We start from the raw sequence: 11239 nt of genomic DNA on the forward strand, positions 1-11239 counted from the left end.
CCGCGCTGAGGCCGTCCGGCCGTCGAAATCCAAAGTCGTCATCGCATCACAGCGCCGTCGTTCCGCTGAACATCATCCTTCAAGCCGACCTGGACCGGTAATTAGAGGTCTCCATCTGCTATAAGTTGAGGACCATGTATGTGGGAACGCGCAGCGCTCCTACTCACGAGACGCCTTCATCGTCAGTGACCCCTGTCGGAAAGCACCTGCGCCGTTTCAAGCTCGATGAACTTCCGCAGCTCTGGAATATCGTCCGCGGGGAGATGAGCTTCGTGGGGCCGCGGCCATGCCTGCCGTCACAGCATGAACTGATTGCCGCGCGGCGAAAGCTCGGAGTCTATGCCCTTCGCCCCGGCATCACCGGCATTGCCCAGGTGAAGGGCGTGGATATGTCGGTTCCGGAGAAATTGGCCGAGCTCGATGCGACGTATCTTGATAGCGGATCGATTGCCACAGACCTTCGGCTGATTATCACGACTGCTTTGGGCGCAGGTCAGGGAGACCGGATTCTCAAACGGGGGTAGCGGCAAGGCAAGACGAAGCTGACGCTGCCTACAGCCCCATCGCTTCGATCATTGCTGCATTCACCTTCCGTACATCGAAGCGTTCCTCCGCCAGCTTCCGGCTCTCAGCGCCCATGGAGGCGATGAGGTCGGGCGAGGCGATGAATTTCCGCATGCCACCGGCGATGGCTTCCGGATCTCGCGGAGGAACAAGAAAACCATTGCGCCCCTCAACAACCGTCTCGCGACAGCCGACGGAGTCGGTGGTGATCACCGGGCGCGCCATGGCCATCGCTTCCTGTGTACTGCGCGGCACTCCTTCCCTATAGGATGGCAGGACAAACACCGAGGTTTGCTCAAGGTAAGGTTGGACGGGGACATGGCCCGGCCATTCCAGGATGCCTTCCTGCACCCAGCCTTCCACATCCTTTTCCCGAATGGATTCTGGGTTGTCATCCAGCCCGCCGACGAGCAGGAAGCGCGTATGCGGATGCGCCGCCTTCACCTTCCGTGCCGCCTCGACAAATTCCAGCACCCCCTTGTCGCGCAGCAGGCGCCCCACAAAGGTGAATGTGATTGGAGACAGGACCGGCGGGGTGGGCTTCCAGGCTTCCAGATCTACGCCGATCCCGCCGATCTTCACCGGTTGTCCGGGCGAAACGAGCGCCATGTTGGAAAAGTCAGCGATATCATCATCATTGAGGAAGAAAACCCTATCCGCTCGCCTGAGCGCAAAACGGTAGAGACTGGTGACAGTGCTGCGCAATAGGCGCTGGGCGAAGTTTTCGTTCGGCCGCCTAATGAACACATAGCCAAGGCCCTCGATCATGGCAAAACGATGCGGAACACCTGCCAACCATGCAGCCATCGTCCCATAGATCGATGGCTTGGCGGCATAGCTGAGCACGACATCGGGCTTGATGTGTGAAAGTTCTCTGTAGAGAGAGAACAGCGTCCACAGATCGGCCAATGGATTAAGGCCTATGCGCGTCAGAGGAATTTCCACCGGCTTTGCCCCCAAGGCGCGCAGAGCTTCTGCCGTTCCTTCGTCAATATCGGGCCCAAGGGCGAAAACCTCATGTCCGCGGGCGAGAATATCCTCGATAAGGGGTCCACGAAAATTGATGAGAGAAGGGGCGTAGTGGCTGATAATGGCGAAGCGCTTTGCGGTCAACTGAGCCCCCAGACCGAATGATAGCGTGCCACCATGGCCTCAAGCGAGAATTCGTCAACGATGCGCTGCCGCGCGGCGCGCTGGCGGCGGTGCCATATATCATCCTTTTCCTGTTCGGCCAAAGCCTCGGAAATCGCACTTGCTAAAGCCTCGGAATCCCGTGGCGGAACGACCCACCCGGTGTTGCCCACAATCACGGCCGCGTCGCCAACATCAGTGACCACGCATGGGGTTCCACAGGCCATCGCCTCCGCGACCACATTGGGGAAGGCCTCGCTATAGGATGACAAGACATGCAGATCCAGCGCGTTCATCAGCGAAGGGATGTCTGATCGGCGCCCCAGGAGATGAACATTTTCCATCCCTCCGGCCTCCTGCAACAGGCGCATGAGCTCGGCATTGCTATCGTCACAATCCGTGCCCGCAAGGACAAGGTGGAGGTCCGGCATCCGCTTTCGCAGGAGGGAAAAAGCCCTGATCAGATTGGCATGGTCCTTTTGTGGATCCCACCTGCCGACAAGACCGAGAACCCGCGCATCCGCTACGATCCCAAGCTGCTGGCGGAAAGCCTGCCGCGCCTCAGCATCAGGAGAAAATTGCGCGATGTCATAGCCATTGGGAATAACGGTGAATTTTCCGGCATCATACCCGTTGGTAATGTGGACATCCTTCGCCTTCTCCGCGCAAGCAATAATGCCTGAAGGCACATAAGGCGAAATTCGCGCGCAAAGCCGATCCACCATGCGCGTGCTGCGGCCCGTTGTTCCGGGCACAAGGTCCGTGTGGCGGATGCCCCAATAAATGTTCTTAACTCCAGCAAGCTTCGCAATCACGCCGCCGACCAGATTGGCGTGATACATCCATGTCTGCACAATCTGCGGGCGCTCTCTGCGCAACACGGCCCATAAGCGCCTCAAGCCGCTTAAGGTAAGTCGCCCGCGCGGCATATCGAGGCAGTGAACCTCTATCCCTTTGGCTGAGAGCAAGGGGGCATACTTCCCACCGTCCGACAGCGATACGACAATATGGCGATGGCGATCATCGAAGGTAACGAGCCTATAAAGCACAGCCTCCGCCCCGCCATCGTTCAGGCCGGTGATAGTGTGGAGGATTTTGGTCATGCCCCCCATCCGAGATATGGGAGTCCTATTCTTTGATAATATTGCAACGTGGCATACAGAATCATCGACGAGGTAAACAAATTTCTCCTCCATCCTGTCAGGCTTAACCCCGACAAAAGCACAAGGAGAAGTCCGCTTTCAAAAATTCTCGCCGTCACCTCGATCTGGAAATATGTCGCCAAATAAAATGCAATCAACGACAATGAGAAAACATGATTCCTTGCAAACTTACTTCCAGACAACAAAAAGAGTATTAGGACTGACGACCAATATAAAAAGCCCAAGCCGGACACATCCGTACTCACAAAATCATACTGGCCTGCCTGCCGTGCCCCCAAAACTGATGCAATATATGGAAGCGATGCACCGACGATTAAACCGGACAAACCAGCTAGTAATACACAAATATATGCATCCATCCGCATCAGGCGAAAAATATGTATCGATAGCATTATAAGAATAACAAAAGCGAACGAGGAATGAATGAATGGGCTCGCTCCAATAAAAAACCATCGCGCTCTGGACCGAAAAGCGAACCATCCCAAAAAAAATATCGCGATCGCATAACCTTGCCTCAGATGAATGATATAATTTTTAATAAATTGAACTAAAAGTAGAAACAGAAGTATCCATATAACCTCCCTACTATATCTTGATATAGCGACCCACGAAACGGTAAAAGAAGAAAAGAATATTATTGCTCTAACAACCAACTCTGGGGGCATGATTTTACGCAATAAAATATTAGTTGCCAACCAAAGTGGCTCGTTACTTAGAAATGACAGCAACCCATCATTCCAATATCGTAATAGTATTATATCCGATTGATCAGCGTATGTAAGATAATTTAACCTGTCTTTGAATACGTCTAATGGTAGCATGGCTAACGCTGCTGCATAGAGCAATGCGATAAGAAAAGCGGCACTTTTGTAAGTAGCCTCTTCAGACGCAGGTAAACTGTAAGCCGCACCCCCCATTTAGCATGCCGTCAGTATATCTAGATATTGGTCGATGGCACGTGATGCAGAAAAATGTTGCGCCCGCTCTGTAACGGCGAGAGGTTTGGACTGCAACGATTCGGCAATAGCGTGTGACAACGCATTCGCGTCCCCCACCGGAACCAATCGCCCCCATTTTCCATCTTCAAGAATTTCTGCAGGGCCAGTCGGACAGTCTGTACTTACAATTTTTGCGCCGCATGCCATGGCCTGAACAAGGCTGGTGGGTAAGCCTTCATAGCGCGAAGAAAGAACGTAGACCGAGCAGGCCCCCATCCAACCAAAGGGGTTGGGCTGGAAACCGGGCATATCCACTACATCCTGCAATTCGAGGTGATGGATGCGTTCTTCGAGTTCGGCACGCAAGCTGCCTTCACCCAAAATTACTAGCCGAGCATCGTTATTCTTGCGCACTCGCGCGAACGCTTCCAACAAAGTTGGGTAATCTTTTTGGGGCTCCAGCCGCCCCACGGCCAAGATTACCGGCGGCTGGTCGGATTTCAACCATGGATGATCGGGGACACTCCTCGCCTGTGCTCGGATCGCGTCGATATCCACGGGATTCGGTATAGCTGAAATACGGTCTAAGGGAATATCCAATTGCTCATGCAATTCCGCAGCCATCGCGCGCGAAACAGCAACGACGCCATCAGCTAAAGGATAAAATCGGCGCATTAATCGAAGCATCCGGCGCCCCGCCCGTGTTTCTTGCAAGCTCGTGAGGCTGTTGTGCTCACTCACTACCATTCTTGTTGGAGCACCCGAAACTTTTCGCGCAAGTATGGCAATAATGTTAGCATGATTCAAGGCGGAGAGCATCGCATGCGGCCGTTCCCGCCGCAAGTATCGAGCCAAAGGCACTAAGGTCGCCAGCACCCTCCCCTTGTTCAGATTAACGATCCGAACAGCGCTGCACACTTCCGGCAGATAGGGACCTTCCGCCTGCACCAACACCAGATCGACCCTATGGCCGCGCTCCGCAAAGCCATTCGCAAGTGTAACCATCACTCGCTCTGCGCCGCCCCCGCGCAGGGAAGGAACAAAGATCGCTATTCGCGCAACCACGATTAATTCCGCAATTCTCTTTCTGGTAAAAGTCCTACGAAAAGTGACCTCCAGCGATCGGAAATATGTACCTCGCTAAAACGACTTCTTGCCTCTACCGCGCGCGAGGACATGTTTGCTCTTAATATCTCGTTGCCCATCACTGTTTCCAATGCCGCAGCCAAGGCATCAATATCATTCGGGCGCACCAAAATCCCATCGATGCCATCCCGTATGATATCTCGAGGGCCAAAAGGACAATCAAAGGAAACGGAGGGCAGGCCATAGCAAAGTGCCTCTGCAAGCGTATTGCCAAATCCTTCAAATCGCGAAGACATCACGTATACATCAGCAGCCGAGAACCAATCCCCGAGATTGCCTACTACACCTGGCAATGCAACTGCATCTTCAAGCCCCAGCTCCTCAATTTGGTCAAGAAGTTGCTCTCGATCTGGTCCCTCTCCTAAGATGACAAGTCTCCACTCCGGAAATTTAGCATGTAGCTTTGAGAAAGCAGGCAGCAGAAGATCGAAACCCTTTTGCGGTGTTAGACGGCCTACCGCAAGGAGCAACAGCTCCCCTCCAAGCTCCTGCAGTATTGGGGCGGGCGGTATGATGCTGGCGTTTCGCTCAATCGGCAAGGGAAATGAAATGGGATTAGGAATGATGGGAACGCCCCGGCACCCGGTGTGCAAACGAAGCCAATCGCCGGTCTGTGCTGTCAACGCAGTCACGGCACCCAACCGAGGATAGATGATACGACGAAGAAACGTCCATGCAACGCCTAACGGAAGACAGGGCGGATAATTATGCTCAGATCCTATGGCGATGCAGCGAGTGCCTGCGGCAGCCAATCCGCTGAGAATGTTGCAGGTTGGCATAAATCCAAGAACCACATCGGCCTTCTCGCTCAGAATGATCCTTCTGAGATCCCTTACAATAGCAAGATTGTTGAATATGGCGGATACAAATCCAGGACTGGGGCGCAGCCGATCAAGTGCAATTCTTTCGACGTTATCCGGAACCGAATAAAAGTCTCGGCTCCCACCATCCAATGTAACCAGAACAACGCTATCCGTTTTTGCAAGATTCCTTGCTAATGTAACGGCGACACGCTCGGCCCCCCCGGAATTCAATGATGGTATTACAAAGCATATTTTCATGAACTAATCCAGGCGCAGCAATAATGACAATTCAACTCACTCTACGGCTTCGCTCCGGATGAGAAGCAAGCACATTGGCGAAGCCAAGGTCCCCATCTGTCACAGCGCTCAACTGTCCTCGTTCGCCGATAATGTTGAGCCTATAGCCCATTTCGATGAGATAGGCGAACAACGTGTCAATATTTTCTCCCGCTGCTCTCAAGGCCGATGCATTTGCTTCAAAAATGATATATGGCTTGTATTTTGATATGGTGCTCTCACCCCCTCGTAGGACGGCAAGTTCTGCTCCCTCAACATCGATTTTAATTACATCAACGGGCCCTATTTGCTCCGTAAAGTCATCCAATCTGAGCAACAAAATCTCCTCTATTGTTCGATACCCCGGGCCCTCTCTAAACAAGCTGGGAAGCCCGGCATTATTTGTTCCGTCATCGAATAGAGTGTCACTCTCGAAGATCGGCACTTTTTGTCCGGAGATATCTGAAAGCCCGCAATCGAATATAATGACATTACCGTAGTTATTTACTTGGAGATTCTCTTCCAATCGCTTACGCAAGTGAGATACAGGCTCGAACGCGTAAACTTTACCTTCTGTAAGCATTCCCGCTGCACAGACGGTGAACACCCCTTGGTTTGCTCCAATATCTACAAAAACAAATTCCTTTTTTAATATCCGCTCCAAAGTATCCAATTCTGCCTCGGAATATTGGCCGCGAAAAAATAGCTGGCTGCCTATGTGCTCACCAAGATCACATATGAATTTTGAGCGTCCTCGGAAATCATCAATAACCAAACGTGATAATGCAGACTTCCTGTGAGCGATTTTAGCTACTGATCGCCTTATCAACTCAGCTACGCGCGGGAGACCTGTTCCGTTGAATTTATAAAGGACGCGGGTCACCCTACGAAGTAACCGGCAGAGCAACATCAACTGGCGATCCCTCATTGCCCACTCACCATCGCTTTCACGTTAGGGCTTCTGCGAAAGGCAAGGAAGCCGCCGATTAGAAATGAAAAGGCATAATAGGAGACTGAAGAGGCGGCAATTGCGTAAATTCCAATATCGTAGAGGATTATTATGGTACCAATTTTCGCCAAAATTCCAACAGACGTCATTAACAATACATTTTTCAAGCGCCTTCGAGCGGAAAACCACTGAACTAAGACAATGCTCGAAAAATAAAAAGGCAAATATAAGCATGCAACCCTAAGCACTGACGAAACTCTGTCCGTATCTTGTGCATGAAAAGCACCTCTTTCAAAAAGCAACTTCACAATTATGTTAGAAGCGTTCCATATAATAAGTGAGGCGAATATTCCTAAAAGGAACATTATAAAACTCCATATTCTGGCTTGCCGCGCTATATCTTCATATTTCTTATTAATAACCCCGATGGAAAAAACTGGCAGGGTAGCACGGGCCACTACTGTTGCGCCGAGCGAGGTTGCCAAAGCAATAATTCGGTCTGCGTATCCAAGTGTAGAAATTACGTTATCTCCCATACTTGCCGCAGAAAAGCGATCTATGGGGGTGCTCAATCCACTAAGCAGTTGATTGATCAACATAACACCTAAGGCCGCTCCCGCTGCCTGCCAGGCGGGAGAGCGAAAATCAGGCAAAGTTATGCCAGCTAGGGACTTGTCGGCCTTTTGCGTGAGGCTCATAAGGATGAGCATCTGGAGCCCGAAGCCGGCCACCGTGCCCCAAAGCAAGGGCTCGATTGCCGCTGTGGAAGCAAGCAACAGTACGAACAACAGAATGAGGGCGGACGGCGTGGCTTCGAAAAACGTATAAGCGAACTTGCGTCTACTCTGGAGGCGAAGAGCCAGATAGCCAGTTACCATGATGAAGCCCGCTGTAGGCGAGAGCCACATGACGGCGGACCGGGCGAGCGCTATCGTCTTTGCATCCAAGCCACCGGCGATCCAGCCGGCAATTGGCGGTCCGGCAAAATAGGTCAGGATCGTGGAGAAAACGGCGAGGGCTAGATAGAGTCCGTTGAGTTGCGATATGTATTTTTCCCGTTCCTGCCCCTCCAACCCCGCCAGTCTTGGCACAAATACAACAAGAGAAACAGAGCTCAAGATCACCGGCAGCCACGTTGTGATCGCCAAAGCAAGCAAGTAGGCGTCGACGACGCCGCTCACACCATAGCGCCAAGCTACTGCCACTTCCTTTGCGGCCCCGATCACCTTGGCAGCGAGTACGAGGGCGCCGACCGTGACCATTCCGCTGGCGATAAGCTTGTGATTTGCGTGAAGCCTGGCGATGAGCTTCAAGGCTATGCGCTCCCTAACGCGTAGTACCCACGATACCAATCCACGAACCGCCTCACGCCCTCGCGCACGGGCGTCCTGGGCTTGTAGCCCGTGGCCTTCGCAAGCTCGCTCGTATCGGAATAAGTATCGGGCACGTCGCCCGGCTGCAGCGGAAGAAGCTTGCGGATCGCCTTTTTTCCAAGCGCTTCTTCCAGCGCCTCGATATATTCGCCGAGCTTCACCGGAGTGGAGTTGCCGATATTGAATATCCGCCAGGGCGCGCCCGATGTCGCCGGATCCGGGTTTTCCGCGTCCCAGGCGTCGTTCGGCTTCGCCGGCTGATCGGCGGCTCGGATCACCCCTTCCACAATGTCGTCGACATAGGTGAAGTCGCGCGTGTGGTTGCCGTGGTTGAAGACCTCGATAGGCTCGCCGGCAAGAATGTTGCGCGTGAACTTGAACAGCGCCATGTCAGGCCGGCCCCAGGGGCCGTAGACGGTGAAGAATCTGAGGCCCGTGGTCGGCAGGCCGAAGAGGTGCGAATAGGAATGGGCCATCAGCTCATTGGCCCTCTTCGTCGCCGCGTAGAGCTGAAGCGGGTGATCCGCGCCATCATGCTCGGAGAAAGGCATCTTGCGGTTGGCGCCGTAGACGCTCGACGTGCTGGCGTAGACCAGGTGCCCTACCTCGTGGTGCCGGCAGGCTTCCAATATATTTGTGAAGCCCACGAGATTTGACTGCACATAGGACTGGGGGTTCTCGAGCGAATAGCGTACACCGGCCTGCGCAGCGAGATGAATTACCCGGTCAAACCCACCTTCGCGGAAGGCGGCATCAACCGCGTCCCGATCGGCAAGATCGGCACGGATGAAGCGGTAATCGGCCCCCTGCCTTCTGGAGAGCTCGTCGAGCTCGGCAAGGCGTGCTTCCTTGAGGGCAGGATCGTAGTAATCATTGACCACGTCGAAGCCGACCACGCTGTCGCCGCGTTCGATCAGCCGCCGCGCCACATGAAAGCCGATAAAACCGGCGTTTCCGGTGACAAGAATTTTCATGGGTGGACCATTCCTAAATCAAAGCCGCAGGTCGCTTTCATCAGCCGCGAGAACACATTTCAGGTCGTAAAGCACATGCAGCGGTTTGCCTAAGGCGCGAATTGCGTCGGCTCCCATTTGCCGGAACTCTTCGTGTGCCACCGCGAGGACTATGGCGTCATAAGCGCCCTTTGGCAGCTGCGCAAGCGGGCATATTCCATATTCGGCCTCTGCGACATTCGCGCTGACCCACGGATCGAACACATCAGCCGTAACATTGTAGGCTGAAAGCTCGCGTACGATATCAATCACACGGGTGTTGCGGACATCCGGGCAATTTTCCTTGAACGTAAAGCCCATGACCAGGACGCGCGAGCCGTCCACCTGAATGCGTTTCTTGAGCATCGCCTTTACAAGCTGCCCTGCAACATATTCTCCCATCCCGTCATTAATCCGGCGCCCAGCCAATATGACCTGCGGATGATATCCCAGGCTTTCCGCCTTATGGGTCAGGTAATATGGATCAACTCCGATACAATGCCCGCCCACAAGGCCGGGCCGGAACGGCAAAAAATTCCACTTTGTTCCCGCGGCCTCAAGCACCGCCTGCGTATCGATTCCCATACGGTTGAAGATGATGGCCAATTCGTTCACAAGCGCGATGTTGAGATCCCGCTGGGTATTTTCGATGACTTTGGCGGCTTCCGCCACCTTGATTGACGGAGCAAGATGCGTTCCGGCCGTGACGATGGCGGCATAAAGGTCATCAACAAAGCGCGCCACCTCGGGGGTCGATCCCGCAGTGACTTTCTTGATATCAGTCAGGCGATGAGCTTTATCTCCCGGGTTGACTCGCTCCGGGCTATAGCCAACAAAGAAGTCGCGATTGAACTTGAGCCCCGATGCCCTTTCAAGCACAGGTACACAATCCTCTTCGGTCGCACCGGGGTAGACAGTGGATTCATAAATAACGATATCACCGGCCTTAAGAGCACGACCAACCGTCTCGCTAGCCATAAGGAGCGGAGTGAGATCAGGACGCTTATGAGAATCGACCGGGGTTGGAACAGTAACTATATATATACTTGCCTCTGCCAACTCTGTGGGATCATAGGTGAAGCTCAAATACTTCGCCGAAGCCAACTCCTCGGGAGTGACTTCTAGCGTGTGATCCCGTCCTGAGCGCAACTCCTCAATGCGATCGCGCTTCATATCAAAGCCTATGACGCGCCGGGACTTGCCAAACTCGACTGCCAGCGGCAGCCCCACATATCCGAGACCGATTACCGCGAGTATCGAATTTTCCTTTGGCAGCATTGCAACTCCACAGCTGGGCATTATGGTCGTGACTCTTCAAATCGTGGACTAGCTGAGGACGCAAAGCACATCGTGGCCAACGTCCGCAAGGCATGCGCCCGTAACGAGGCCGACATAGCCGGTTCCGAAAATCGTCAGCTTCATTTGACTACAGCCCCTTCAACCGGCGTTCCATACGCCCATAAGAAGTCAAATGTGAAGCCACCTGTTCGATCCGCCCGTCGCTTGAATGGCAAACTCAGCCTTGCAATTCAATCCGGAACGGAAGCTCCCACGTGGCAATCCACCGTGTATGAACATCGCAAGTTAAGCGATAAAAAGGCGAGCTTGAAAATGGGCTGGCCCCCGCGGGATGTGAAGATCGTTCAAGGAATTGGCCGGCACTGGAAATCCCTTCATAATGGCCGACAACATCTTGAACCGCAGATCGCCGAACAGGTCAGGCGTCGAGAGCTTGATTCCATCTCGCTGTTACGGCAGCGTGGCTGCTTGGGATAGGGATACAGCACTAACATGCATCGACACTAGGGCGCGCCGCAGTCACCTTATTGAACCGCGCCGGGTTTGCCGGAGGCTGATTTGGTTTAGTTACGCGGCCATGGCTTCAGTTTCCAGAGCCGCGTAGA

The 11239-nt window shown here is 53.4% G+C and carries 10 protein-coding genes and 1 pseudogene; 1 reads left to right on the plus strand and 10 read right to left on the minus strand.

The window, feature by feature from the left end; all coding sequences use genetic code 11:
• Positions 1-125 precede the first annotated feature (125 nt).
• Positions 126-524, plus strand: coding sequence for a sugar transferase (locus NYR54_RS18645; RefSeq protein ID WP_341484326.1), 399 nt, complete (start codon positions 126-128; stop codon positions 522-524).
• Between the two features lie 28 nt (positions 525-552).
• On the opposite strand, the gene NYR54_RS18650 is transcribed toward NYR54_RS18645, so the two are convergent.
• The 10 genes and pseudogenes from NYR54_RS18650 to NYR54_RS19405 all read right to left on the minus strand — a co-directional run.
• The gene (locus NYR54_RS18650; RefSeq protein ID WP_261517211.1) at positions 553-1677 is read right to left on the minus strand and encodes a glycosyltransferase family 4 protein; all 1125 of its coding nucleotides are present in this window, start codon (positions 1675-1677) and stop codon (positions 553-555) included.
• Positions 1674-2798 carry a GT4 family glycosyltransferase PelF gene (gene pelF / locus NYR54_RS18655; protein ID WP_261517212.1) on the minus strand — a complete coding sequence of 375 codons (1125 nt, stop codon included), beginning with the start codon at positions 2796-2798 and terminating at the stop codon, positions 1674-1676. The genes NYR54_RS18650 and pelF overlap by 4 nt, the downstream gene beginning before the upstream one ends.
• Complete coding sequence (locus tag NYR54_RS18660; RefSeq protein WP_261517213.1) at positions 2795-3775, minus strand: hypothetical protein; 981 nt, start codon at positions 3773-3775, stop codon at positions 2795-2797. The genes pelF and NYR54_RS18660 overlap by 4 nt, the downstream gene beginning before the upstream one ends.
• Entirely contained in the window at positions 3776-4861 is a 1086-nt protein-coding gene (locus tag NYR54_RS18665) for a glycosyltransferase (protein ID WP_261517214.1), read from the minus strand.
• Between the two features lie 2 nt (positions 4862-4863).
• Positions 4864-6003: a glycosyltransferase family 4 protein gene (locus tag NYR54_RS18670; protein WP_261517215.1), complete on the minus strand. Its 1140-nt coding sequence runs from the start codon at positions 6001-6003 to the stop codon at positions 4864-4866.
• Between the two features lie 31 nt (positions 6004-6034).
• Positions 6035-6949 (minus strand): FkbM family methyltransferase, encoded by a 915-nt coding sequence (locus tag NYR54_RS18675; protein ID WP_261517216.1) that lies wholly within the window; start codon positions 6947-6949, stop codon positions 6035-6037.
• Entirely contained in the window at positions 6946-8283 is a 1338-nt protein-coding gene (gene murJ / locus NYR54_RS18680) for a murein biosynthesis integral membrane protein MurJ (protein WP_261517217.1), read from the minus strand. The genes NYR54_RS18675 and murJ overlap by 4 nt, the downstream gene beginning before the upstream one ends.
• A gap of 2 nt (positions 8284-8285) precedes the next feature.
• A complete protein-coding gene (locus NYR54_RS18685) occupies positions 8286-9317 on the minus strand; it encodes an NAD-dependent epimerase (protein ID WP_261517218.1) in 1032 nt (343 codons plus the stop codon).
• An 18-nt stretch (positions 9318-9335) separates the two neighbouring features.
• Positions 9336-10613, minus strand: coding sequence for a Vi polysaccharide biosynthesis UDP-N-acetylglucosamine C-6 dehydrogenase TviB (gene tviB, locus NYR54_RS18690; RefSeq protein ID WP_261517219.1), 1278 nt, complete (start codon positions 10611-10613; stop codon positions 9336-9338).
• Between the two features lie 57 nt (positions 10614-10670).
• A pseudogene (locus NYR54_RS19405) lies at positions 10671-10757 on the minus strand (hypothetical protein); the annotation flags it as partial.
• Between the last annotated feature and the right edge of the window lie 482 nt (positions 10758-11239).

The organism is Chelativorans petroleitrophicus (assembly GCF_025398195.1).
GTDB lineage: Bacteria > Pseudomonadota > Alphaproteobacteria > Rhizobiales > Rhizobiaceae > Chelativorans > Chelativorans petroleitrophicus.

Bases quoted from the DNA above. Each gene is read 5' to 3' on its own strand.
- NYR54_RS18685 (WP_261517218.1), bottom strand. From the start codon at position 9,317: ATGAAAATTCTTGTCACCGGAAACGCCGGTTTTATCGGCTTTCATGTG.
- NYR54_RS18660 (WP_261517213.1), bottom strand. From the start codon at position 3,775: ATGGGGGGTGCGGCTTACAGTTTACCTGCGTCTGAAGAGGCTACTTAC.
- pelF (WP_261517212.1), bottom strand. From the start codon at position 2,798: ATGACCAAAATCCTCCACACTATCACCGGCCTGAACGATGGCGGGGCG.
- NYR54_RS18670 (WP_261517215.1), bottom strand. From the start codon at position 6,003: ATGAAAATATGCTTTGTAATACCATCATTGAATTCCGGGGGGGCCGAG.
- NYR54_RS18675 (WP_261517216.1), bottom strand. From the start codon at position 6,949: ATGAGGGATCGCCAGTTGATGTTGCTCTGCCGGTTACTTCGTAGGGTG.
- tviB (WP_261517219.1), bottom strand. From the start codon at position 10,613: ATGCTGCCAAAGGAAAATTCGATACTCGCGGTAATCGGTCTCGGATAT.